At 61.0% G+C, this 22,681-nt stretch carries 24 protein-coding genes; 1 reads left to right on the top strand and 23 read right to left on the bottom strand.

The window, feature by feature from the left end; genetic code table 11:
• Positions 1-232: 232 nt before the first annotated feature.
• The 23 genes from hypB to AC13CE_RS09805 form a co-directional block, all read right to left on the bottom strand.
• Entirely contained in the window at positions 233-1,126 is an 894-nt protein-coding gene (hypB, locus tag AC13CE_RS09915; RefSeq protein ID WP_482972247.1) for a hydrogenase nickel incorporation protein HypB, read from the bottom strand.
• On the bottom strand, positions 1,126-1,368 hold the full coding sequence (locus AC13CE_RS09910; RefSeq protein ID WP_011536540.1) for a hydrogenase maturation nickel metallochaperone HypA/HybF: 243 nt from the start codon (positions 1,366-1,368) through the stop codon (positions 1,126-1,128). The genes hypB and AC13CE_RS09910 overlap by 1 nt, the downstream gene beginning before the upstream one ends.
• Positions 1,368-2,087 (bottom strand): HoxN/HupN/NixA family nickel/cobalt transporter, encoded by a 720-nt coding sequence (locus AC13CE_RS09905; protein WP_482972246.1) that lies wholly within the window; start codon positions 2,085-2,087, stop codon positions 1,368-1,370. Before AC13CE_RS09905 ends, AC13CE_RS09910 begins: the two co-directional genes overlap by 1 nt.
• A gap of 15 nt (positions 2,088-2,102) precedes the next feature.
• A complete protein-coding gene (gene hypE, locus AC13CE_RS09900; protein ID WP_482972245.1) occupies positions 2,103-3,152 on the bottom strand; it encodes a hydrogenase expression/formation protein HypE in 1,050 nt (349 codons plus the stop codon).
• Entirely contained in the window at positions 3,149-4,282 is a 1,134-nt protein-coding gene (gene hypD, locus AC13CE_RS09895) for a hydrogenase formation protein HypD (RefSeq protein ID WP_482972244.1), read from the bottom strand. The genes hypE and hypD overlap by 4 nt, the downstream gene beginning before the upstream one ends.
• Positions 4,279-4,962 (bottom strand): D-sedoheptulose-7-phosphate isomerase, encoded by a 684-nt coding sequence (locus AC13CE_RS09890; protein ID WP_231735368.1) that lies wholly within the window; start codon positions 4,960-4,962, stop codon positions 4,279-4,281. The genes hypD and AC13CE_RS09890 overlap by 4 nt, the downstream gene beginning before the upstream one ends.
• The gene (locus AC13CE_RS09885) at positions 4,959-5,255 is read right to left on the bottom strand and encodes a HypC/HybG/HupF family hydrogenase formation chaperone (protein ID WP_011536535.1); all 297 of its coding nucleotides are present in this window, start codon (positions 5,253-5,255) and stop codon (positions 4,959-4,961) included. The genes AC13CE_RS09890 and AC13CE_RS09885 overlap by 4 nt, the downstream gene beginning before the upstream one ends.
• Positions 5,246-7,612 carry a carbamoyltransferase HypF gene (hypF, locus tag AC13CE_RS09880; protein WP_482972243.1) on the bottom strand — a complete coding sequence of 789 codons (2,367 nt, stop codon included), beginning with the start codon at positions 7,610-7,612 and terminating at the stop codon, positions 5,246-5,248. Before hypF ends, AC13CE_RS09885 begins: the two co-directional genes overlap by 10 nt.
• Positions 7,609-8,787 carry an NHL repeat-containing protein gene (locus tag AC13CE_RS09875; RefSeq protein ID WP_482972242.1) on the bottom strand — a complete coding sequence of 393 codons (1,179 nt, stop codon included), beginning with the start codon at positions 8,785-8,787 and terminating at the stop codon, positions 7,609-7,611. The genes hypF and AC13CE_RS09875 overlap by 4 nt, the downstream gene beginning before the upstream one ends.
• Positions 8,784-9,650: a NifU family protein gene (locus AC13CE_RS09870; RefSeq protein ID WP_041384249.1), complete on the bottom strand. Its 867-nt coding sequence runs from the start codon at positions 9,648-9,650 to the stop codon at positions 8,784-8,786. Before AC13CE_RS09870 ends, AC13CE_RS09875 begins: the two co-directional genes overlap by 4 nt.
• Positions 9,651-9,654: 4 nt before the next feature.
• On the bottom strand, positions 9,655-9,876 hold the full coding sequence (locus tag AC13CE_RS09865) for a hypothetical protein (protein ID WP_041384247.1): 222 nt from the start codon (positions 9,874-9,876) through the stop codon (positions 9,655-9,657).
• A gap of 11 nt (positions 9,877-9,887) precedes the next feature.
• On the bottom strand, positions 9,888-10,088 hold the full coding sequence (locus AC13CE_RS09860) for a hypothetical protein (protein WP_197421697.1): 201 nt from the start codon (positions 10,086-10,088) through the stop codon (positions 9,888-9,890).
• A gap of 18 nt (positions 10,089-10,106) precedes the next feature.
• The gene (locus AC13CE_RS09855; RefSeq protein ID WP_482972241.1) at positions 10,107-11,105 is read right to left on the bottom strand and encodes a hypothetical protein; all 999 of its coding nucleotides are present in this window, start codon (positions 11,103-11,105) and stop codon (positions 10,107-10,109) included.
• A gap of 96 nt (positions 11,106-11,201) precedes the next feature.
• On the bottom strand, positions 11,202-11,513 hold the full coding sequence (locus AC13CE_RS09850; RefSeq protein ID WP_007015748.1) for a hypothetical protein: 312 nt from the start codon (positions 11,511-11,513) through the stop codon (positions 11,202-11,204).
• A gap of 3 nt (positions 11,514-11,516) precedes the next feature.
• Positions 11,517-12,002 carry a hydrogenase maturation protease gene (locus AC13CE_RS09845; protein ID WP_007015747.1) on the bottom strand — a complete coding sequence of 162 codons (486 nt, stop codon included), beginning with the start codon at positions 12,000-12,002 and terminating at the stop codon, positions 11,517-11,519.
• Positions 11,990-12,307, bottom strand: coding sequence for a hypothetical protein (locus AC13CE_RS09840; RefSeq protein WP_039330882.1), 318 nt, complete (start codon positions 12,305-12,307; stop codon positions 11,990-11,992). The genes AC13CE_RS09845 and AC13CE_RS09840 overlap by 13 nt, the downstream gene beginning before the upstream one ends.
• 11 nt (positions 12,308-12,318) lie before the next feature.
• Positions 12,319-12,699, bottom strand: coding sequence for a hypothetical protein (locus AC13CE_RS09835; protein WP_007015745.1), 381 nt, complete (start codon positions 12,697-12,699; stop codon positions 12,319-12,321).
• 89 nt (positions 12,700-12,788) lie between these two features.
• A complete protein-coding gene (locus AC13CE_RS09830; RefSeq protein WP_039330883.1) occupies positions 12,789-14,384 on the bottom strand; it encodes a nickel-dependent hydrogenase large subunit in 1,596 nt (531 codons plus the stop codon).
• A gap of 61 nt (positions 14,385-14,445) precedes the next feature.
• Positions 14,446-15,408 (bottom strand): NADH-quinone oxidoreductase subunit B family protein, encoded by a 963-nt coding sequence (locus tag AC13CE_RS09825; RefSeq protein ID WP_011536524.1) that lies wholly within the window; start codon positions 15,406-15,408, stop codon positions 14,446-14,448.
• Positions 15,409-15,893: 485 nt separating this feature from the next.
• Complete coding sequence (locus AC13CE_RS09820; protein ID WP_482972240.1) at positions 15,894-17,342, bottom strand: sigma-54 dependent transcriptional regulator; 1,449 nt, start codon at positions 17,340-17,342, stop codon at positions 15,894-15,896.
• Positions 17,343-17,491: 149 nt separating this feature from the next.
• Positions 17,492-18,757, bottom strand: coding sequence for a DUF3422 family protein (locus tag AC13CE_RS09815; protein ID WP_482972239.1), 1,266 nt, complete (start codon positions 18,755-18,757; stop codon positions 17,492-17,494).
• Between the two features lie 308 nt (positions 18,758-19,065).
• Complete coding sequence (locus AC13CE_RS09810; protein WP_482972238.1) at positions 19,066-19,293, bottom strand: conjugal transfer protein TraD; 228 nt, start codon at positions 19,291-19,293, stop codon at positions 19,066-19,068.
• 22 nt (positions 19,294-19,315) lie between these two features.
• Complete coding sequence (locus AC13CE_RS09805) at positions 19,316-19,621, bottom strand: conjugal transfer protein TraD (RefSeq protein WP_482972237.1); 306 nt, start codon at positions 19,619-19,621, stop codon at positions 19,316-19,318.
• Positions 19,622-19,794: 173 nt separating this feature from the next.
• Between AC13CE_RS09805 and traA the strand changes: the two genes are divergently transcribed.
• Positions 19,795-22,680 (top strand): Ti-type conjugative transfer relaxase TraA, encoded by a 2,886-nt coding sequence (gene traA / locus AC13CE_RS09800; protein WP_482972236.1) that lies wholly within the window; start codon positions 19,795-19,797, stop codon positions 22,678-22,680.
• The last annotated feature ends 1 nt before the right edge of the window (position 22,681 follow it).

Here is a 22,681-nt window from a genome sequence, read left to right as displayed (position 1 = left end):
TCGATGCGGAAGCTGTAGAACAGCGCCTCCTGCATCACCGTTCGCTCGCCCATCATCAGCAAATCTCCTGATTACGAAGAACACTGAATCAGCGGCTCGCTCTCTTCGCAAGAGGAGTTTTTCAACAGAATAGGGCCGGTTTCGGACCGTCCGGTCTGGGCTCTAAAACTAAAGAAAGCCGCCATTCCTCGATAGGGCAAGATGACGATCTTAATCCCGTGGGCAGTCCCGCCTAAATGAGGCACCCGCCATCTGCGGCTGCTGACACCATTGCTCGCAGGAAATCGTACCACGCGTCCATCCCTTCACCGGTGCGGGCGGAAACCAGCAAGACGCGCGCATTGGGGTTTACTGAGGAGATGTTTGAGCGGCATGCGGCCTCGTCGAATCCAACATGCGGGGCGAGGTCGATCTTGTTGATCAGCACCACCTCTGCTGCGCGGAACATGTGCGGATATTTGAGTGGCTTGTCCTCGCCCTCCGGGGTGGAGATAACGGCGACCTTCATCCGCTCACCCAGATCGAACATCGCCGGACAAACAAGATTGCCGACATTCTCGATCAGCAGCAACGAGCCGGATTTCGGTGCGAGTTCTTCAACAGCGCGGGCAACCATATCGGCTTCGAGGTGACAGCCGGCTCCAGTGTTGATCTGGATTGCACGGGCCCCCGCTTCGCGAATGCGCGTGGCATCATTGGCCGTCTGTTGATCACCTTCGATAACGGCAATCGGCAGACTTCCTTCCAGCGCCCGGATCGTGGTTTCGAGCAAGGTCGTCTTGCCAGCCCCTGGCGAACTGACGAGATTGAGCGCGACAACACCGCGCCCTTCGAACCAGCCCCGGTTGCGAGCCGCCTGGCGATCATTCCGGTCAAGCACGGCGGTTTCCAGCGATACACGCGCCGCTTGTTCGCCGTGGTGGTGATGGTCATGCCCGTGATCATGATGGTGGTGATGATGGTGCCCGTGTGAATGATCATGGTCGTGTGAATGAGTGTGATCGTGGGGGTGGTCATGATCGTGGGAATGGTCATCGCCGCTGCGAAGCAGCACTCGCTTCCCGGTTTCCGGGTCGATCATCGCGATCTCGTTGTCAGGATCGGTGCATCCGCAGGTGCCGCACATCAGGCCATTTCCTCCATATCGAAATCCTTGATGATGAACTGGTCGGTCTCGCCTTCCAGAAATTCGAGTGCAGCCTTCTCGAGCAGCGTACCTTCGCTCGCCACCTCGAATGAAAATCGGATCGCCTCGCGCTCTACGCAGGCATAGGGGCCGACTGCCAGGCGCACACGCGACACCCGCCGACCCTGCGCGTGATCACCAACAATGGCGACAATATTCCGGGCAAGAGACAGCTCGTGCATCAGGCCGCCCCCAACACGCCAGGCAGGTTGGCGTAGATCGTGTGCAATCCCAGGCCAAGTGCCAGCACAGCCAATGACAGATTCAGCGCTCGATGAAGTCGCAAGGCAACTCGCTCTGCATAGCCAAGTGGCCAGGAGGCGATAAAGCTGAGCGCAGCCATTCCTGCAATAGAGCCAACTCCGAACAGCAGGACATAGATAACCGCCAGCAGAGGATCACCCACCGAAGCGACTGCCAGGGTAAGCAGGGCAGCCGATCCTGCTGCGCCATGCACCAGCCCGACAGCCAGCGCTTTCAAGGGAAATTTGTGGGGGTGAGAGTGCTCGTGGCGGCTCGCATCATGGGGCGCCCGTTCGCCAAGATGGCTGTGAGCATGAAAATGACGTTCGCCATCGGAATGATCGTGCAGGTGGAAATGCACCCGTGCCTTGCGCATCCGCCAAAGTACATCACCCCCCAGCAGAATCAGCATGAAGCCAACGGCGCTCTCCAGAAGGGCTGCCGTACGGCCTGTCAATGCCATGCCCAGCAGGATCACTGCAGAGCAGATCGCGAGCAGGGTGAGCGTATGCCCTAGCCCCCACGCAGCACCCCGCAGCACCATCGACCGGCGCGAATTCCGTCCCGTGGCCATAGCGCCGACAGCGGCGAGGTGATCGGGTTCGAGCGCATGGCCCATTCCGGCAAGGAAACCCAGGGCGATCAACGAGAGTTGCATGGCAGGTCTTCTCCCTCAGCAGATACGCGGCAGCTGCTCGCCGACCAGCATATCGACGATCCGGCTCCCGCCGAACAGGCTATGCATGACCACGCGCGGGCTGCGCATCTCTGCCGCGCGCCCGATAATGGCTGCATCGCGCCCTGCCTCGGTTGAGCGCATGGCTGTCAGCGCAGCTTCCGCCTGCTCCTCTGGAACGAACAGCACCAGCGCCCCTTCATTGGCGAGATAGAGTGGATCAAGCCCGAGCAGTTCGCACACGCCCTTGACCTCGGCCCTCATTGGCAATCTGGCCTCGTCGATCTCGATCCCGATGGCCGAGGCTTGCGATATTTCGTTGAGTGCGCTGGCCAGGCCTCCTCTGGTGGCATCCCGCGCACAGCGCACACCCGGTGCGGCTTCGATCACCGCTTCCATCAGGTGATTGAGCGGGCGGCAATCCGAACGAATATCCGCCTCGAAAGCCATGTCTCCACGCGCGGCCAGAATGGCGGCGCCATGATCACCCAATACACCGTTGACCAGCGCGACATCGCCCGCGCGAACTTTCTCCGCGGCAAGTTCGCGTCCAGCAGGGATGACTCCCACTCCGGAAGTGGTGACGAAAAGCGTATCGGCAGCACCGCGCTCAACCACCTTGGTATCGCCGGTCACGATCCGCACACCGGCCTCGTCGGCCGCCCTACGCATGGCCGCTGCCACGCGGCGTAGCAAGGCGACTTCGGTGCCTTCCTCAATGATAAAGGCCGCCGACAGCCACAGCGGTTGAGCGCCGCCGACGGTAAGGTCGTTAACTGTGCCGCAAACCGCAATCTTGCCGATATCGCCACCGGGAAACTCGAGCGGCTGCACTACGAAACTGTCCGTGGTGAAGGCCAGCCGGGCACCCTCCACGGCCAACATTTCGTGGCTCAACCGCGCCTGGTCTTCCAACCCGTCGGGTTCGAAAACCGAGGTAAACACATCCTCGATCAGATCCCGCATGGCCTTGCCGCCACCGCCATGCGCCAGCGTGACCCGCTCCGCTCGCAGCCGTCCGTTGCCAGTGGGAGTTACAGCGTTCATTGCGCTGGCTCCGGCACCGCATCGATCCCGCCATACTGATAATAGGCGGCACATGCTCCTTCAGACGAAACCATCAGGGCACCCATCGGTGTTTCCGGTGTGCACGACCGACCGAACAGCTTGCACTGCCATGGCTTGATCGCGCCTTTCAGCACTTCGCCGCACTGGCAAGCCTTGGGATCCGGAATGCTAGGCGATGCAACGGCAAATTTTCGCTCAGCATCCCAGGCCGCATAGGCCTCGCGAATCTGGACGCCAGAATGGTCGATCGAGCCCAGCCCGCGCCATTCGAAGAATTCCCGCAGTTCGAATACTTCCGTAACCGCAGCCAGCGAAGCTTCATTGCCATGGCGTGGCACAATCCGGGCATACTGGTTTTCGATCTCCGCCCGGCCTTCGGCCATCTGCCGAAGCACCATCCAAACCGAATGCAATACGTCGAGCGGTTCGAAGCCGGCGACCACCAGCGGACGGTGGTAGTCGCGTGCGATGAAGTCATAGGGATCAGTGCCGATGACCATCGAGACATGGCCCGGCCCGAGAAAGCCATCGATCCCCATATCGGGTGAATCGAGGATCGCCTTGATCGTGGGGATGATGGTGATGTGGTTGCAGAACAGCGAGAAATTGCCGATCCCTTCTGCCTGAGCCTGCAGGATTGTCAGGGCTGTGGAGGGCATCGTCGTCTCGAAGCCGAGGCCGAAGAAAACCACTTCGCGGTCCGGGTTCGCACGGGCCAGCGCGAGGGCATCGAGTGGTGAATAGACCATCCGCACATCGGCCCCTTCGGCCTTTGCGCCTAGCAGGCTGAGCCGCGATCCCGGCACGCGCATGGCATCACCAAACGTAGTGAAGATCACCTCCGGCTTCATAGCCAGTTCCACGCAATCATCGACCCGGCCCATCGGCAACACGCAAACCGGACAGCCCGGCCCATGGGCAAACTCGATTTCCGGCGGAAGCATCTTCTCGATGCCGTATCGGAAGATCGAATGCGTGTGGCCGCCGCACACTTCCATGATGACGACCGGGCGATCGCGCCCGGCCATGATCTGTGCGGTCAGGGCCTCGATTTCCTTGAGCAGGACACCGGCGCGAACCGGATCGCGGAATTCGTCGACATACTTCATGCGCCTGCCTCCAGCGGTGCGGCCCGGTCATTGGCTAGCAGCGTGTGGGTCAGGTCCCAGAGGATGTGATAGGCCGCGAGGTGGCATTCCTGCACCCGGTGGATCGAGCCTGTTGGGACCACCAGCAGATGATCCAGTCCGGCGCGGGCCATCTCGCCCCCGTCACCACCCGCCAGGCCGATCGTGGCAATGCCCATCTCCCGCGCCTTGGCAAAAGCCCGGATGAGGTTTGCGGAATTGCCGCTGGTCGAAAAGCCGATCAGGCAATCACCGTGCCGCCCGTGGGCAATCAGCGGACGCACGAACACATGGTCCTGTCCGACATCATTACCGACTGCCGTCAGCATCGCGACATCGGCCGCGAGGTTGATCGCACCCAGCGCCGGCCTTCCGGCGGTCACTGGATGGAGAAACTCCACCGCGACATGCGCGGCATCACAGCTCGATCCGCCATTGCCCATGGCCAGCAGGCGCCCGCCCTGGCGATAGCTTGCGGCCAGCGTGGTCGCGGCGGCGACCAGCTCGTCTGCCTGTTCTGCAAAAAACTTGCCGAACACCTCAGTGTGGTCCCGAGCCTTGCTCTCAACCGAATGGCGCAGGCTTTGCGCCGAGGCACGGAGCTGTTCGCCACCTCTGCGCATATGCGGATAAAGCGCATTCAAGGCAGGGCCAGTGGTCACCACTGCGCGTCTCCCAACGCGCGATCGCCGTCGCGCATGGCTGCAAGTTCCTGCTGCGCCTCTCCCAGCTCGGTCAGGATGCGCAGTGTTTCGGCCGCCTGATCCTCGTCAATCTTGCTCATGGCAAATCCGACATGGATCAGCACCCATGTGCCGATCAGGTCTTCGACACTGCCTTCGCCAATAACGCAGGCGAGGTTGACCGGGCGCCGCACGCCCGAGACATTGGCCACGCCCAGCTTGCGCCCGGCATCGGTGATCTCCACGATCTGTCCCGGAATACCTAAGCACATACTTCTCTCCCATTTTCGATTTCCGTGGCCGCTTCGTGCAAATGAGCCATGGCCACAGCGGCCTGCCCCAAAGCCAGACCGCCATCATTGGCGGGCACTCTCGAGTGGCTGAGGACGTTGAGCCCCAGTTGTTCCAATCCTTCATGGACCAGGCGGAACAGCGTGGCGTTCTGGAAACAGCCGCCAGACAGGGCCACAATATCAGGGCCATCGTCTGCGGTCAGGCGCTGCGCCATGGCCACAACAGACCGTGCGAAGCCGCGATGGAACCGCGCGGACATCACCCCAACCGGCGTATTCAGCAGCAGGTCACCCAGCATCGCCCGCCACACGGCGAGCGGTTCAACATAGGGAAGCCCACGCCCGCCCAGCAACGGAATGGAAAAAGGATAGGCCAGATCGTCCGGCTCATTCAGCGCCGCCGGATCGATTGCTGCTTCCAGCAACATGGCTGCCTGCCCTTCATATTCCTGCCGATCCCAGGCGAGACCGCAGATCGCCGCAGCGGCATCGAACAACCGCCCGCAAGAGGAAGAAAGCGGGCTGTTGGTCCCGCTGGCGATCATCGCATCGATCGTGGATCGCGGCATGGCGGAAATGCGGGAAAACAATGGCAGGTCAACGAAATTCATCGCGAATTCGGCCCAGCCCATCTGCGCCATCAAATGGGCATAGGCATTGCGCCAGGGTTCGCGGATCGCCGCAATCCCACCCGGCAGTGCGACCGGCTTGAGCATCCCGGCACGACGGTATCCGCGATAATCGCAGATCAGGAACTCACCGCCCCAGATCGTACCGTCATCACCCAGACCCAGGCCGTCAAGCGCGATCCCCAGTACAGGGGCGGCATCGAGCGAGCGACCGTTTTCGGCCAGACAGGCGGCGATATGGGCGTGGTGATGCTGTACCGTGATCACCGGCCGTCCATCCGCGATTTCGCGTCCATGCTTGGTCGAAAGATATTCGGGGTGCGCGTCCACCGCGATTGCCGCGGGCCGATGGTCGTAGAGCTGGTTGTAAAGATCGAGGTTGCGGCGCACATCTTCTTCGGTCGCTGCGTCCTCCAGATCGCCCATGTGCTGACTCAACACAGCCTCGCCATCACGCACCACACAGAAGCTGTTCTTCAGCTCCGCGCCCATGGCTAGTAGCGAGAGGTCACTCGGAAAGCCGGTGGGCAGGTCGATAGCTCTGGGGGCATAGCCGCGTGCGCGGCGCAGCAGCCGGACCCGGCCCAGATCAACCCGCGTAACGCTGTCGTCGATCCGGTTGGCAATGTCCCGGTCGTGCATCAGCGCGAATTCGGCAATGCCTTCCAGTTCGGCGCGGGCCTGCTCGTTGGAGGTACATTGCGGGCGGCCTGAGAGATTGCCCGAAGTCATCACCACCGGGCGCTTCATCCGCCGCAACAGCAGGTGATGCAGCGGGGTATGCGGCAGCATGAAGCCGATCCGGTCCAGCCCCGGCGCAACCGCTTCGGGCAGCGGCTCCCCCGATGCGCGCAGCAACACGATCGGCGCTTCAGGCGATGCCAGCAGTTCGGCTTCATGATCCGAGACTTCGGCATAACGGCGGATAACGTCCAGATCGCGCGCCATCAGGGCAAAGGCCTTGCCCCTGCGCCGTTTGCGCATACGCAGATCGGCCACCACCTCCGCGCGGGTGGCATCACAGGCGAGATGAAAGCCGCCAAGCCCCTTGATGGCGACGATATGCCCGTTCATCAGCATGCCGCCTGCGGCATCCACGTCGTCCATCATCGAAAAGGCTTCGTGATTAACAGTACCGGGGCCAAGGCGCTCGATCCATGCGCGCGGTCCGCAAACATGGCACGCGATAGGTTGGGCATGGAAGCGCCGGTCTGTCGGATCGGAATATTGCTCTCCGCATTCCGGGCACATCGCGAAACCTCTCATGGTCGTGCGGGCACGATCATAGGGGCCGGTCTCGATAATCGAGAAACGCGGCCCGCATTCGGTACAATTGGTAAAGGGGTAGCGATAGCGACGCTCGAAAGGATCGCGCACTTCTTCAAGGCAGGCGGAGCAGATTGCCGCATCGGGCGTTACAGCCCCGCGCATGCCGTCACCTTCCGATGCACCGATAACGAAGCTCTCGGGCCGCACAGCATCAATTGCCACGCGTTCTATCGCATCAATCCGCGCCAATGCAGGCAGCGCCGCGCGCAGTTCGCTTTCAAAGCGCGACACCGCTTTGCCCCAAAGGCGAATTTCAACTCCGCTGCTGGTGTTGCGCACATCACCGGTTAGCTCAAGCTCGCGTGCAACCCGCCATACAGTGGGCCGGAAGCCTACGCCCTGCACCTGGCCGCGCACCAGAAGGCGTTCGCCGGTCACCGCGCCAGATTCCACAAAAGGACGCGATTGTTGCCGCTATCGGCAACCGCCACCAGATCACCCAGCGCTGACAGGCCATAGGGCCAGCACAGGCTGTCTCGTTCGGGCATGCCCCAGCGATTGTCGCCTTTGCTGGCGAAGTCCGGCTGACCACAAAGCCGGTTCGCCGCAATGCCGGTGGCGCTGTCTGCCCAGCCGAGCAGACGCGAGTTCGCGGTATCGGCCACAATCAGCTGGCCACCGGCTTCAACCGTCGCATAGGGCATGTTCACACTGGCCGCGCTGGGATAGTAGGAGGACATATTGTGATCGCAATGTGCGGCGTCCCGCTGTCCCAGAATTGCGTCGCAAGGCGCGCCATTGTGCTCTGGAAATCCACGCCACAGCATCACACGGTTGTTGCCGCTGTCTGCCAGCGCGAGATGGCCATTCCACCAGCAGGCTCCATGCGGCCACCGCATCGACATCGCCGTGACTTCGCCGCCCGCGTTCTCGTCGCGCGTAGAGAAGTCATGCTGGCCCAGCACCAGATCGGCTGGCTGGCCGGTTTCTGAAGGATCGCTCCAAACCAGCAGGCGGCGGTTGCCGCTGTCGCATACGACCAGTCTGCCGGCCACTTCGGCCACGCCATAGGGCCAGTGCAGGCTGGCCGAGGTTGGACGGTCAGCGCCGCGATTGGCCAGAACGGATTCACTATCCTCCTGACCCAGCACCAGATCGGCTGGCTGGCCATTGCCTGTTGGCACTTCGCGCCAGATCAGCACGCGGTGGTTCCAGGCATCAGCCACGGCCAATCCGCCGCGCCATGCGCACAGGCCAGTCGGCACATTGAGCGTAGCAGGACCGGGAGGCCCCTTGGCGTTGCGGCCTTCGCGGCAGAAACTCGGCTGGCCGATCAGAATATCGGCAGGCTCATTGTCCGATTGTGGGATCTTTCGCCATCCCAGCAGCCGATGATGCCCGGTATCCGCGACCCATAATGTTCCATCAGGATGCAGGCAGACACCGCGCGGCCCGAACAGGCTTGCAGCGGCGGGAGACAGCGGCGTTGCAACGTCGCCCGGCGACCAGCCGAGTACCACGCGCGGCCCGCCTTCTTCCAGCAGCGGTGTTCCCGCGATTTGCGTCCCTTCGGCTTTAACCGGACGGAAGGAGGGCGCGAGCGATACTTTCATCGCGTCAGCCTCAGTTCGATGGCATCCCCTCGGACGCGTACTGCATGAGGTTGCAATTGCACTTCTGGTGCCGTCAGGCATTCACCGCTTTCGAGCGCATAACGGAAACCATGATGCGGGCAGGTGATGAAGCCATCGGCAATTTCCGCCTGGTCCATCGGCATGCCAAGATGCGCACAGGCGTTCTCGAAACAGGTAACCTTGTCCCCGAATCGCGAAAGCAGCAGCGAACGCCCTTCCAGCTCCAGAACAGAAGTCGTCCCGTCGGGCAATTCAGTCAGTTGCAGAGCATGGAGCCAGCCTTCATGCTCATGCGCGGCGAAGGGAGAAGTGAAATGCACCGTATCACCGCCGCCGCCGCCCAGCCCCTTGGCCTGCTTGACTTCGCGGATTTCGGGCACTTGCTCTGTGATCGCTTTCTTTACCCCGGCATAGAAAGTCAGCGCCGAAGCGGGACATCCATCACAGGCCCCCAGAAAACGCACCACTGCCTTGTCGCCAGATACTTCGACCAGTTCGGCATCGCCGCCATGGCCAGCCAGCGTCGGGCGCACCGTGGCAAGCGCGGCATCGACCCGCTCGAACAGGCTGGCTTTGAGGATGCCATGGCGGCGGAGCACGCAATAGACCACCTCGTCCGCCGCCGCCTGACGCAAGGCCTCGGCTGCGCCGGGCAGCTCACGCAGCGAACGGATCAGGCGACGGAAGGCTTCGGCATTGAGCGCGTCAAGCGCCGCTGCCCGTGCCTGCGCACCATTACGTGCACCTTCTTCCCAGTTCTCTGCCAGCGCTTCCAGCGCGGTCAGATCCCCCAGCAGGCGGGAAAGCGTTGGCTCGGGCCGCTGGGGATCCGCCTCTGACATCGGATCAGGCGTACTTGATGTTCCGGTAGAGGTAAGGCTGAAGCAAGCCGCCCACCAGGCCCCCGGCAATCGCCGCTACCCATAGTGGTGCAACCATGCCAACCAATACAGTTGCAACGGTAGCTGCGGCAGCCCCGGTCACAAGTAGACGGATGGCGAGGGCCGTATCCTGGAACAGCTTGCCCTGAAAAAACAACTTGGTTGAACTGAAAACCATATCAAACATGGTAGTCTCCCTCAGGCCGATTGCATGAAAAACAGCACGGCGAGTCCCATGACTACACCGGGAACTCCGGCGAGCAGGCCGTAAAGCCCGCCCAGTTGGGCTGCCAGTTGCTTGCCCAGCGCAGCCCCGCCAATCTTCAGGCCCGAGAGCGCGCCGCCGACAAGAGCCCCTGCTATTCCGGCCACCAGGGCCAGCAGTAAAATTACGAGCAAATTTACCTCCATTGTTCTCTAAAATCCGCCGTTGGCGCGCGAGGGTTCGCCGCGCACTGCCATTTCAAGTTCGATGATTGTTTGCGCCGCGCTCTCGGCCCGGTCCTGCGCTCCGGCAGCGGCAAATATTTCGCGCGCTTCGCGCAGCAGCTTGATCGCCTCCGCGATGTTGCGTGGATTGCCTGCTTCTCCGTCTTCCGGATCGTCAGGGAGGTTGCAAAGGCAATTGGCCTTGTTCGCTATGGTGTTGGCATATTCAAGCGGAGTGTTGTCCCGCTGGCGCACCTTCAACGCCTCGTCATAGGCCTCCAGCGCACGGAAACCGTTCTCGACCCGGTGGCTCGATGATGCATATTGCAGCGCATTGCCCAGATTGTTCTGCAGCATTGCATATTCCATCGGCTGATCGATCAGATTGACCGCCGAAAGTCCTTCTTCAAATGATTGCACCGCCAGCGCTTCGCTGATCTTGCCGCTTTCGCTCGTAATCGGAACGGAGAGGAAGGCGGTCGCCAGATTGTTGTTCAGAATGGCATATTCGCGTGGATGACGCAGCTTGTTGAACGTCCGCAGCGATCGCTGATAGGCGGATATTGCATCTGTAATTCGTGCCATGCCTGCGCCTGCAAGAGTCTGCAGGGCGAGGCCAAGGTTCATTTCCGCTTCAGCCACCTCTTCGCCGCTGCCTCCCTCCGCCAGGACCGGTGTTGCCTGTTTCAGCAAGTCACGAGCCTGTTCGATCGGTGCGGCAATTTCGGAAGGAATTGCCATGAGCGCCGTGGCCATTCGCGCACGAATCCGGGCAGTCAGCAGTGCATCCTGGTCTCCGCACTGATGGATTGCCTGTTCATAGAGTTCGATGGCTGCCAGCAGGTCGTCGGCTTCCTTCGGCCGCTGTTGCAGACCCATGGCAATTTCCATGAGCATTTCGGCTTTCTCGATAACCGAAGCGTCACTTTCCTCCACCACCTTCAAGGCGGCCGCCAGCTGATCCTCTGTGCGACTGAGCGCAACCATCCCGACTCTCCCCGGCCTCCCCTTGATCGGATTCGGGCCTGCAGCCCTTAAAACGAGCGCCGGGTAAATTGTCTACCAGTTTTTCGTTATGTAAACTTAGTTATCAGTTACGGGGAGGTCCGCAAGAAGCGCCGCATCTCCGCTTGACCACCTTACGGGGACGTCCTGCGCCTCGAAGTCGGCCAGGCCGTGCGCCTCGAACACATCGAAAGCGCCAACTACCCGATCACCCTGAGCATTGCGTTGTTTCAACAGCGCTCCTCCGGCCGCCGCGTGAAACACCGGCAAAATCCGCAAGGTCGCGCCATCGATCAGCACCGCAACTGCATCGATGCCCGAGAAATAGGTAGCGACCAGGCCTGCGGGAAACCGGATCGTCCCGCGCGCGACCGAGATGGTCTGCTCCATGACTTAAGCCTCGGGGGCGATGACGAGCCGCGCCGCGATCTTGGCCGCCACCTTCTCGACCGCTGCAACTACCGGCCCGGAAAGCTCGGTGGCATAGTCCAGCGTCTGCGCTTCGATCAGATAGACTTGCACATCAGAAGGGAAGTCATCGCCAAAGATCTTGCGTCCCACAAACAGGGCGTTGTCCCAACGGAACGCGTGAAGACCCACGCCATGGACCGGTTCTGCCGCCAGCACATCGCCGGGAACCTCGTAGATAGCCCCCGGCTTGCCTTCGGGCTCCCTTGCATCGATCACGATAAGCTGCTGCGCCCCGCGCGCACGGTACATCACTGCCATCCCATCAGTGCCGGCATCCAGCAGCGCTACATCAGACGGCAAATCTTCAGCAGCAAGCCGGGCGATGACGGCCGGACCAGCCCCGTCATCACCGCGATTGATATTGCCGCAGCCAATGATCGCAGTGGCAGGTGCGTCTAAATTCGCCACAGGCGGCACGACCACTCGGGTTCAACCGGCAGCATAAGTTCAGGCAGATCACAGAAACGGCGCTTGATAAGGTAATACATGCAGGTTTCGCAGGGCTGTTCCAGTTCATCAGCCGTGATGGTGTGATCTGTAAACCCGGCAATCACAAGTTTGGAAGCAAGGTCCTTGCCTTCCGATTGCAGGCGGGACACGATCGCGTTGACCTGCGCGGAGTCTTCGGCTCTGGGGAAGACTTCGGTTTCAAGGCCGCCAGCCAGAAGACCCGCGATCTCCCGCCGTAGGGTTTCGTCTGCATCAGTGGCCATGCGCAACTCCTTCAAATGCGCCAGAGGCGACACCACCATTCGGGCTCGGCGGGCAAGCTTAGCTCCGGCAGGTCACACCAGCGCCTGTGGACCAGATAATACATGCATTCCTGACAGCGCATCTCGTCTGCCCCGTACGGGCGAAGCAACCAGCCGGAAATGTCGAGCTTGGCCCTTAGATCATCCGGGTCGAGCGCCCTTAACTCGTCAAGAATGCCTGAAAACTCGCGGTCGGTTTCGGGAAATGGCTCAACCTGCGTTTCCAGCCCTTCGTTGAGATAATCCTCGATCATGCGCAGAAGTGTCGCATGATCGGCCTCTGAAGGCACCACGCCATACCGGGACAGGAGCCATTCGCGCTGGCGCTGCAATTCGGTGTTGTCGCCTGTCATTCCGGCGCATTCTCCCAACGGGTTGTTATTCTATTCGCAGCCTCGGGTGGGAGACACCTCACAGCGTCCTCCCACCCGGCGGCCCGATATCAAGCTGTGCGGAAGCGCGCCAGTTCCTCGCCCGTTTTCGCATCGTGTGCGTGGACCGTACAAACCAGGCAGCTGTCGTAGGAACGGCAGACATGTCCGACTTCAACCGGATCGGCAGTATTTGTAATCGGGGTGCCGATGAGTGCCTCCTCGATCGGTCCCAACTCGCCATTGCTCGCACGCGGGCCGACATTCCATGTGGTCGGAGCGATGATCTGGTAATTGTGGATCTTGCCATCGCGCACGTCGATCCAGTGGCACAAGGCGCCACGCGCAGCCTCGGTCGCGCCCCATCCCTGGCCATCGCGCTCAGTAGGCTTGATGTACCATTCATCGTTGAGACGGAACTCGCGCAGGATGCGTTCGGCTTCGCGGTATAGCTTGCACAGCTCATGCAGGCGGGCGAAGTGGCGCAGGTAGGTCGAAGCGCCGCCAAGCTTGCGATACATGTCGAGCACCAGTCCATCACTGTGTTGCCAGGCCTCGCCATGATCGCCACCAGCGATCAGCTGCCGCGCGAGCGGGCCGGCCTCAAGACGACCATGTTCGGCGTGGCGAACGGCAGTCGACCAGCTGTATTTGCCATCAGTATCGATGTCGTTTTTCGCGATTGGCATCGTCGTCCGGTCGAATGGGTGGATATCGTCCCCTTCGTTGTACCACGCGCGCTGCATGTCCTCGCGGACATTGCCCTGATCCATCAGCTTGAACGCGCCGCTGGCACCGTCGAACGTCCCCGATTTCATGATCACGGCGCTGTTGCGGCCTTCAATCGTGGGGTTGTTGTAACGGTCTTCATGCGGGAGATAGCCCCACGAGATGAACTTGCCGTGGCCAGTGCCATATTTCTCCAGTCCGATGTCGAGCGACATGCGGATAAACATGCCGAGATCGGAATTCGCGTGTTCCGGCCGCTCATCAAGCCACGCCATCAGTTGATCGTACGTGGTGATTTCCTCATAGCGCTCCATCGAGCAACCAAGGAACAACGGTTCGATCCAGTTGCGGCGGAAGTGCTCCAGGATCGACCAGGCGCGGGTCACGTCGGTCAGGGTCGGGGCGCACATCACGCCGCCAGGAACCATGAAGGAAGAATGCGGCCACTGCCCGCCAAGCAGGGCATAGATTTCTACCGGGCGGCCCGAAATGGTCACACCCGCTTCATAGGAGGTCCCTGTGAAGGGCGCATAGCGCTTCACCGCTTCTTCGTAGAACTTGGACTTCGCATAGTTCTGGTTGGTGTAGTCGATCATGAACAGACCATAGTGATGTCGCGGGATTGACTGGAGTGTTTCGACGATTTGCCCGAGATTGCGGGCAAGGATCGCGTTACGCGGAACGGTGGTACCCCAGGCGGAATCGAGTGCCCAGGCAGCACAGGACAGGTGCGAGGCACCGCAGATGCCGCAAGCACGAGGCGTAACGACAAGCCCGGCCTGTGGATCCTTGTTCTTGAGGATGACTTCGAAGCCGCGGAACATTTCCGCTTGCGTCCATGCATTGGTGACGATCCCGTTCTCGATGTCGACGCGGACATCAAGGTCGCCCTCCACCCGGCCAACGGGCGAAATGTCGAGGGTTTGTGTAGCTGCCATTGTAATTCTCCCGAAATTCTGTGTGCGGCGCGCTTCGCTGCGCGCCATGAACCCTCATGAATCAGACGACGAAGATATCCTCTTCGGCCCACGCCGGAGCCGCACCCTTGGCGGCAGCTGTGAGCTTGACGTAGCCGGTACGATCAACCCCTAGCGGCAGATCCTTCGGCACGCCCATCACAGTCTGGGTCTTGAAGACAGTTCCTGGGGCGAGATCGAAGAAGGGGAATTCCGGTTCCGTACAGCCAAGGCAGGGCATGCCAGCACGGGTCTTGGACGAAACGCGGTTCCACAGAATGCGGTTGCAGGGGCTGTGAGTCATCGGGCCGCGGCACCCCAGATCGTAATAGAGGCAGCCCTTGCGCTGACCGAAGGCCGTGGTCGAGACCTTGTAGGCGAAGTGCATGTTGCGGGTGCAGCCCGTCTGCGTGAAGCTGGAGAAGAAGGTCTTTGGCCGATGGAATTCGTCCAGCGTCAGGTCGCCCGCGCGGCCCGTGGCAACGGCGACAAGGATCTGCGTTACCCAGTCAGGGTGAGCGGGGCAGCCGGGAATATTGATGACCGGAAGGCCAGCCTGAGACGTGAAGCCTTCGCCCAGCGCTCCACCCTTGGCCCGCTTGAGGAACTGCAAGCCTTCGCTTTCAGACGGGTTCGGCGCCGTTGCCGGGATGCCGCCCCAGGTGGCGCAATCGCCGATTGCCACAACAAATTGCGCCTTGGCAGAAAGATCCGCCACCCAGTCTTTCATCGGGCGGCCACAGAAGCGATTCCATTCGCCCGTACCGTTGGGCGCATTGATGACGCTGCCTTCGAACACGAAAATGTCGAGCGGGATTTCGCCGGAAAGGCACTTTTCCATCATGACTTTGACATTCTCACCCAGCTCGAGGCCAAGCGAGGGATGCCAAAGGACATTGATGCCAAAATCCGTCACCAGATCGCATGCGCTGGGCTCCTCGGCATTAAGGAAGGACATGGTATTGCCAGAGCAAGCACCGCCTTGAAGCCACAACAGATTCGCCATTTCTCAGTCTCCCAACTTCCCGGCGGAGTGCCCGACCGGCCAAATGCCCGTGCGGGCCATGGGAGGACATTAAGCATGATTCGTGCCAGAAAAATATTAAAGCATTTTCAGTATCTTATGGAGAAGCCCCTATTTTCGGCGAAGAAAATGCAAAGAAACTTTGCACGCACTCCTTGAAACATTCTTTGCAGTCGGAGCCGTAGGAGGTGCGTATGCCAACCGTTCAGGCTAGCCGTGCCGGTTGCCGCAGACCGGGCATTCAACTTCGCCGAACGCCGAATACCAGATGCCTTTGCAGCGCCCGCACCAATGGCCATGCGCACCAGAAAGCCCTGCACCCGCTGTTCGCGTCAGCTTTGTGGAGCCGAGGTCTTGTGGCGCCTCTTGCCCCGGATAGGGCATGCGGGAAAAACGCAAGCGAACAACATTGTCCCGGTCTGCCATTTCACTGCCACTCCCGCTCCTGCTCCTGCATGAGACCACCGTCAGCCATCATGCAGACCGTAGCGCTTGATCTTGTTGGCCAGGCCCACGCGGGATAGCCCCAGCGCGTCGGCAGTCTTGCTCTGGTTCCAGCGAAAACGGGTGAGTGCACCTACCACGACCCGTTGCTCCAGACGCTCGACCATCTCCTTGAGTGTGCCGCCTTCCATTTCCGCCTGCTGGCCGACCTCCGGGGCAACAACGAGATTGTCAAACACGGCCGAGAGGTTACGCTCTGTAATGTAACCACCATTTTCAGCCAGCGCCACCGCGCGCCTGATCTCGCTTTCCAGTTCCCGGACATTACCTGGGTATTGATGAGCCTGCAGCCTGTCGAGCGCACTCTGCGTAATGCCAATTACCCTGCGGCCGACTACTCCGGCATATTTCTCGATGAAGAAATCTGTAAGAACAGGAATATCCTCCCGCCTGTCCCGCAGCGCCGGGATGCTCAGCGAAAAGCCTTTGAGACGATAATACAGGTCACGCCGAAATTCGCCTTTTTCGACCATTTCCAGAAGCGGCCGGTTGGACGCCGCAATGATCCGGACATTGGCATGCAGCAACTTGTCCGACCCTAGCGGTTTAACCTCGCCATTCTGAAGGAAGCGCAGCAGGCTGACCTGGAAACTCGGCGAAACATCTGAAATTTCGTCAAGGAACACCGTTCCGCCATCTGCGGCACGGAACAGCCCAAGCCGGTCTGCGGTGGCTCCGGTGTAAGCCCCCCGCACATGTCCGAACAATTCGGAATGGAGCGTGGAATCCAGCATACCGCCGCAATTCTGTACATGGATCGGAGAATCGACACGTGTAGAGTTGAAATGGATCGCTCGCGCCAGCAGTTCCTTGCCCGTCCCGGTGTCGCCCTCGATGAGGACTGGCAGATCGGTGACTGCCGCCTTGCGCGCTTCAACGATCAAATCAGCCATCTTGGCGCTGGCATAAACGAGCTTCTCGAATTGCGAGTAACCGCCCTTGACTGACATATCCACGCGTTCCTCGAAAATCTGGTCATCGACCGAAATCTTCAGTTCACGCGAAAGAAGGCGATGCCGTCGCGAAAGTTCGTTCATTTCCAGGCTGCGCTTTACCATGAGCGCAATCTGATGAGGTGTTAGCGGCTTGAACAGATAGAGATAGGCGGCAGAGCGACGGACTGCCTCGCTGTCAGCATCGTCGCGATTCTGCGAAGAGACCGCAATTCGACAAACCCCCGGATGTGAAACGCGCGCGCGTGTCAGTACGTTGTCTTGGGCATCGTCCACCGTGTCGAGATCGCAAAGCAAGAGGTGTACTTCGATGTCGTTGAGCCGCTCCTGCGCGGTCTTGCCGTCCTCAGCTATGACCAGCCGGTAATCAGCCCGCTCCTTCAGCCCAGCTCGCGCCGCGCTGATCAGCGCATCGTCGCGCGAAACAACAAGGATCGTCAATTCCCCGGCCAAATGCACCTCCCAACATGCAGCGGACCGCAACTGCTACCGCCAGTCGCGACCGATGTGCAAGGAAAGTTTGCATTTCGCCTGCCAACTTAACAATGAAATGTGCTTGGAGGCTGGTCACAGGCGTTGTCGCGTGCGCAATTCCCGCGTGAATGCAGCTAATCGCCGCCCAGAACCCGCTTTTTGAGCGAATGGAGCGCAAACCACACGCATCCCAGGACCGGCAGCACCAGCAAAGCGATCGCAACTTCCGGATCAACCCAGTCAAAGTGATGGGACGCACCCTTTATGGCATACCCTAGCAGGCCGATGGCATAATAACTCACGGCCACTACGGAGAGGCCCTCGACGATCTGCTGCAAGCGCACTTGCATCGTCGTGCTGCGCTCCATCGATCGAAGCAGTTTCGCGTTCTGGTTCTCGATCCGCGTCTCGATACGGGCGCGCAGCAGTTCGGAGATTTGGCGCGCACGCCGTGTCAGCTGGCGTTCGCGCTCAGTCAAGGCGGCGCAGGTGCGCGCTGCCGGCAGGAAGCGGCGTTCAGTGAAGTCGACGAGCGAAGCGAACCCACGGATCGGTTCCGGAGCAAGTTGTGCGAGTCTCTCTTCCACCAGACGCGAATAGGCTGCGGTAGCGTTCATGCGATAGTCAATTGACGTGGCAATGGTCGAAAGTTCCAGGCTGAGGTCAGACAATTGTGCCAGCAAATCATCGTCAGAGGCCACCGAGGAAGTGACGGCCTTGGCAAGTGCGGCCAATTCGCGTTCGGCCGCGTCCAGCCTTGGCCAGGCCTCTTGTGCCACCGGCAGCCCCAAGAGCGCCTTGTTGCGGTAATTCCCAAGCTCCTGCAATTGCTGCAGTTGCCGGGTGAGATCACTCCGGTCGACTTCCCCGGCTGACACCACAAGGCGCCCCCGGCCATCGGGGTGAATGCGAAAATCCGACCAGATACGCACTCCCTCGGAGAGGCCGCACGACACAAGCTCGCTGCGATTGAAATCAACCGCGGGCAATGCCCTTTCGACTTCGGCTTCGTCGCCACCAACCCAGATCGATGTCGCGCGAATGATTGCGCCCGGCAGGGTTTCCACCCAGTCAATGGCCTCGCCCACCGAAGAGTCCAGTCCGGGGGCGAGCAAAACTTCGATGGCGCGTCCCGGACAAAACACTGTCAGCGTCGAACCTTCGCTCTGTCGCTCCCATGTAAAGGAGACGTCGCCGGAGAGTGCACCTGACAGGTGGCGCGGATTCTCTTCATCCGATTGGCTTCCGCACAGAGCGGACAAGACTGAGCGCTCCGCCTCACGCTCGCCAGGCCCAACCTCAAGCACCCACTGGAACACTGCGACCGGCAGTTGCAACAGCGGCCAGCGACGCAAATGCATTTCGCTGACAACTTGCCGCCGCAACTCATGTTCTCGCATAGCCTCATTCCCTGCCAGTGGATTCCGGGCCAGACCTATTCAAACAAGCGCGAAGCCGCAATGCCGGTAAAATCGATCTCGGCTAGCTGCCATCGGACATGGCAGCAACGAAGGGCAGCTATCCGCAAGATGAGCCCTAAAACCTGCCGTTCCGGTTCGTCCGACGTTGCTGCCAGATCGAGCCCACTGATCCGATGTCCGCTTCCAGGAGATCGTCGTTGAACCTTCGATGGCTGGATGGAGGGCGCAAAGCTGACGCGAGCAATCGACTCCAATTTGCAGAGACTGGAGTCGCTCTCCTCTGCCGATCAGCCTGATTGCTCCGCCTCAAACACCCGCTTACCCTTGCGCCGGAACAGCACGAGCGCCTGCGCACCATCCGGACCGCGCAGCTTTGCCGCGACAGTGAGGAACGCGCCGAAAAGTGCGGCGCGATCGTCGTCGGTCAGCTCGACCAGCTCAGCTTTGGCGACCAGCCCGCCGAGCTCGATCAGCTGCCGGGTCCGTTCGCGGCGTTTGATCTGCCATTCGCGCATGTCTGTTCGTGCCTTTGCCGCCTCAAGCCGATGCCGCGCCGCCGTCGAGCGGAAGAGTGCCGTCCGGCTGCTGGCCAGTTCCGCTCGAAGTGTCGCGTGACTTGCCCTGAAAGAATGCCGCGCCGCGCTTGCGCCATCCCTCCCCTGTCGCCTTGTCGATATTGGCAGCAGCATCGAGCAGCGCGCCAGCGAGGACATCAGCATCGAGCGCGTCGGCTCCGGTTGCCGTGACCAGCGCGCCGAGATCGCGCACGCGGCGTTCCTTCAACTGCTTGGCCTTGTCGGCCAGGGCCTTCAGTTCCGAATCAAAATCGCGGGGTTTGCGCATGGGAAGTCTCCATCGTTGGTGTGATGGGGCGATGATAATCTCTGAGCTTTCCCAATGCAGTAAGGTCGCCGGGACAGTGTGATACCGCCTAGTCCCGATCAGGATTTTATCATGAGAGGGCGCGCTTATACGTCGTGCCGACGTTGCTTTTGCGGTGTAACTGGATTGCCGTCATGGCAATCTTTCACTTCAGCGCAAAGGTCATCGGAAGGTCAAGCGGACGCAGTGCCGTTGCGGCGGCAGCCTATCGGGCTGGCGAGCGATTGCACGATGAGCGCATCGATAGAACCCACGACTTCACCAACAAGGCAGGTGTCCTTCACTCCGAAGTGATGCTGCCAAAAGGCGCACCCGAAGCCTTCGCTGACCGGGCCACTTTGTGGAATGCGGTCGAGGCCGCCGAGAAGCGCAAGGATGCCCAGCTCGCCCGTGAGGTCGAGTTTGCCCTGCCGCGCGAACTTACCAAGAAGGACAACATCAAACTGGCGCGCGAGTTCGTCAAAGCCGAGTTCGTCGAGAAGGGCATGATCGCCGATCTCAATGTCCATTGGGACATTGGCGAGGACGGCAATGCCAAGCCCCACGCCCATGTCATGTTGACGATGCGCGATGTCACCAAGGACGCCTTTGGCGCAAAGGTGCGCGACTGGAACAAGACTGCGCTGATCGAGCAATGGCGAGAGCGCTGGGCCGATCATGTCAACCGCGCGCTGGCAAAACGCGACATCGATGCGCGGATCGATCATCGCAGCCTGGAAGCGCAAGGCATTGCGCTCGAACCGCAGGACAAGATCGGCCCTGCAGCCTCGCGCATTGGAGGACGCGGGCTGGAAGCCGAGCGGATCGAAGAACACCGCGCCATTGCGCAACGCAATGGCGAGCGGATCATCGCCAATCCAGCCCTTGCCTTGGATGCGATCACGCACCAGCAGGCGACGTTCACGAAGCGCGACCTTGCCGCATTTGTTCACCGGCATAGCGACGGCAAGGAGCAGTTCGACGCAGCCTACAATGCCGTACGCGCATCGCCCGATTTGATCTATCTGGGCAAGGACGGACGCTGGCAGGATCGGTTCACCTCGCGGGCGATGATCGAGACCGAGCAGCGCCTGCATCGCGCCGCCGACACGATGGCCGCGCAGGCCAAGCACAGCATCAACGATGTCCAGCGAAATGCCGCATTCACCAGCGCAGTGAAGCGCGGCCTGACTCTATCGGGCGAACAGAAATCCGCCTTCGAGCATGTGACCAAGAAGGGCGGTCTTGCGGTGGTCGTTGGCTATGCCGGGACAGGCAAGAGCGCCATGCTCGGCGTGGCGCGCGAGGCTTGGGAAAGCGCAGGCTACACTGTACGCGGCGCAGCCCTGTCCGGCATTGCTGCCGAGGGACTGGAGAACGGCTCAGGCATCGCATCGCGCACAATTGCCAGCCTTGAGCATCAATGGGGCAAAGGACGAGACCAACTCCATGCAAAGGACGTACTCGTCATCGACGAAGCGGGCATGGTCGGCACCCGCCAGATGGAGCGCGTGCTGTCCCATGCCGCCAAGGCCGGTACCAAGGTCGTCCTGGTCGGCGACCAGCAGCAATTGCAGGCCATCGAGGCTGGCGCGGCATTCCGGGCGATCCATGAACGCCAGGGCGGCGTCGAGATCAGCGAAGTCCGCCGCCAGCTTTCGGCATGGCAGCAGGATGCGACCCGGCAGCTTGCTACGGGCCGAACCGGCGAAGCGATCCGCACTTACGAGGAACACGGCATGGTCCATGCCGCCGACACCCGCAAAGATGCGCGTGCCACCCTGATCGAGCGCTGGAATCGGGAACGGCAGGTCAGCCCGGACGACAGCCGGATCATCCTTACGCACACCAATGACGAGGTGCGCGAACTCAACCAAATGGCGCGCGAGAAGATGCGCGAAGCTGGCGCGCTGGGTGCCGATGCCACGATCAAATCGGCGCGCGGCGAGCGGCAGTTTGCGTCAGGCGACCGCATCATCTTCCTGCAGAACGAGCGCGGGCTTGGCGTCAAGAACGGAACGCTTGGCAAAGTTACAATGGCTAGCGCGCAAAGCATGGCCGTGCGCACCGACGATGGCTGCGAAGTCGCCTTCGACACCAAGGACTACGCCCATATCGATCATGGCTACGCCGCCACGATCCACAAGGCGCAGGGTATGACGGTGGACCGCGCCCATGTGCTCGCGACACCGGGCATGGACAGCCACTCCGCCTATGTCGCCATGTCACGCCACCGCGACGGACTGGCCCTCCACTATGGCCGCGATGACTTTGCCGACCAGTCCAAACTGGTTCGCACGCTGAGCCGCGAGCGCAGGAAGGATATGGCGGGCGACTACAAGCCCGAGCAGGCCTTCGCCGAACTGCGCGGAATCAGCTTCCGCGAGCGGATCGTGGAGGTAGTTCGGCGGGTTCCCAAAGCGGCCAAGTCCATCTTCGGAAACTTCCGCCCTCAGGCTCGCCAGCTCGAACCAATCCCGGTGCAGGCGAACAAGCAGGACGAGCAGCGCCGCGCAGTCGAACGCTACGCCCGCGCACTTGGCGATTTCGGCACAATGCAGGCCCAGGGCTTGCCCGTCCTGCCGCACCAGAAGGCCGCACTGGAGAAGGCGGGAAAGGCGCTCGAAGCGATCCGGCCCCATGCCGCCAGCGATCTCGCAAAGGCGCTGGAGCGGCATCCCAAGCTGATTGCAGAGGCCGCTGGTGGGCGCAGCCACGAAGCCATACGCGCCATGCAGGAAGAAGCCGCCGTGCGCACCGATCCGGCGCTGCGAACCGAGCGCTTTGTCACCGACTGGCAGGGGTTGAGCACGGAGCGCAAGCAGCTTGAACAGCAAGGCGACCGAGCGGGTGCTGCCCGCGTCTCAGCCAAGCTGACCGAGCTGGCAAAAGGGCTTGAACGCGATCCGCAGGTTGAAGGCCTGTTGCGCGGCAAGACCCGCGAACTTGGCATCGATCCAAAGCCCGAACGCAGAATCGCGAACGAACTCACCGCAACCCTCGCTCGTGAGCGCACCCGCGCATTCGACATGGGCATCTAGG

It is taken from the genome of Qipengyuania sp. B-5, assembly GCF_056857815.1.
The sequence above is the reverse complement of the archived record's forward strand: the minus strand, read 5'-3'. Positions and strand labels throughout refer to the sequence as shown.

Bases quoted from the DNA above. Each gene is read 5' to 3' on its own strand.
- hypB (WP_482972247.1), bottom strand. From the start codon at position 1,126: ATGTGCGGCACCTGCGGATGCACCGATCCTGACAACGAGATCGCGATG.
- AC13CE_RS09910 (WP_011536540.1), bottom strand. From the start codon at position 1,368: ATGCACGAGCTGTCTCTTGCCCGGAATATTGTCGCCATTGTTGGTGAT.
- AC13CE_RS09905 (WP_482972246.1), bottom strand. From the start codon at position 2,087: ATGCAACTCTCGTTGATCGCCCTGGGTTTCCTTGCCGGAATGGGCCAT.
- hypE (WP_482972245.1), bottom strand. From the start codon at position 3,152: ATGAACGCTGTAACTCCCACTGGCAACGGACGGCTGCGAGCGGAGCGG.
- hypD (WP_482972244.1), bottom strand. From the start codon at position 4,282: ATGAAGTATGTCGACGAATTCCGCGATCCGGTTCGCGCCGGTGTCCTG.
- AC13CE_RS09885 (WP_011536535.1), bottom strand. From the start codon at position 5,255: ATGTGCTTAGGTATTCCGGGACAGATCGTGGAGATCACCGATGCCGGG.
- AC13CE_RS09875 (WP_482972242.1), bottom strand. From the start codon at position 8,787: ATGAAAGTATCGCTCGCGCCCTCCTTCCGTCCGGTTAAAGCCGAAGGG.
- AC13CE_RS09870 (WP_041384249.1), bottom strand. From the start codon at position 9,650: ATGTCAGAGGCGGATCCCCAGCGGCCCGAGCCAACGCTTTCCCGCCTG.
- AC13CE_RS09865 (WP_041384247.1), bottom strand. From the start codon at position 9,876: ATGTTTGATATGGTTTTCAGTTCAACCAAGTTGTTTTTTCAGGGCAAG.
- AC13CE_RS09855 (WP_482972241.1), bottom strand. From the start codon at position 11,105: ATGGTTGCGCTCAGTCGCACAGAGGATCAGCTGGCGGCCGCCTTGAAG.
- AC13CE_RS09850 (WP_007015748.1), bottom strand. From the start codon at position 11,513: ATGGAGCAGACCATCTCGGTCGCGCGCGGGACGATCCGGTTTCCCGCA.
- AC13CE_RS09840 (WP_039330882.1), bottom strand. From the start codon at position 12,307: ATGGCCACTGATGCAGACGAAACCCTACGGCGGGAGATCGCGGGTCTT.
- AC13CE_RS09835 (WP_007015745.1), bottom strand. From the start codon at position 12,699: ATGACAGGCGACAACACCGAATTGCAGCGCCAGCGCGAATGGCTCCTG.
- AC13CE_RS09830 (WP_039330883.1), bottom strand. From the start codon at position 14,384: ATGGCAGCTACACAAACCCTCGACATTTCGCCCGTTGGCCGGGTGGAG.
- AC13CE_RS09825 (WP_011536524.1), bottom strand. From the start codon at position 15,408: ATGGCGAATCTGTTGTGGCTTCAAGGCGGTGCTTGCTCTGGCAATACC.
- AC13CE_RS09815 (WP_482972239.1), bottom strand. From the start codon at position 18,757: ATGCGAGAACATGAGTTGCGGCGGCAAGTTGTCAGCGAAATGCATTTG.
- AC13CE_RS09810 (WP_482972238.1), bottom strand. From the start codon at position 19,293: ATGCGCGAATGGCAGATCAAACGCCGCGAACGGACCCGGCAGCTGATC.
- AC13CE_RS09805 (WP_482972237.1), bottom strand. From the start codon at position 19,621: ATGCGCAAACCCCGCGATTTTGATTCGGAACTGAAGGCCCTGGCCGAC.
- traA (WP_482972236.1), top strand. From the start codon at position 19,795: ATGGCAATCTTTCACTTCAGCGCAAAGGTCATCGGAAGGTCAAGCGGA.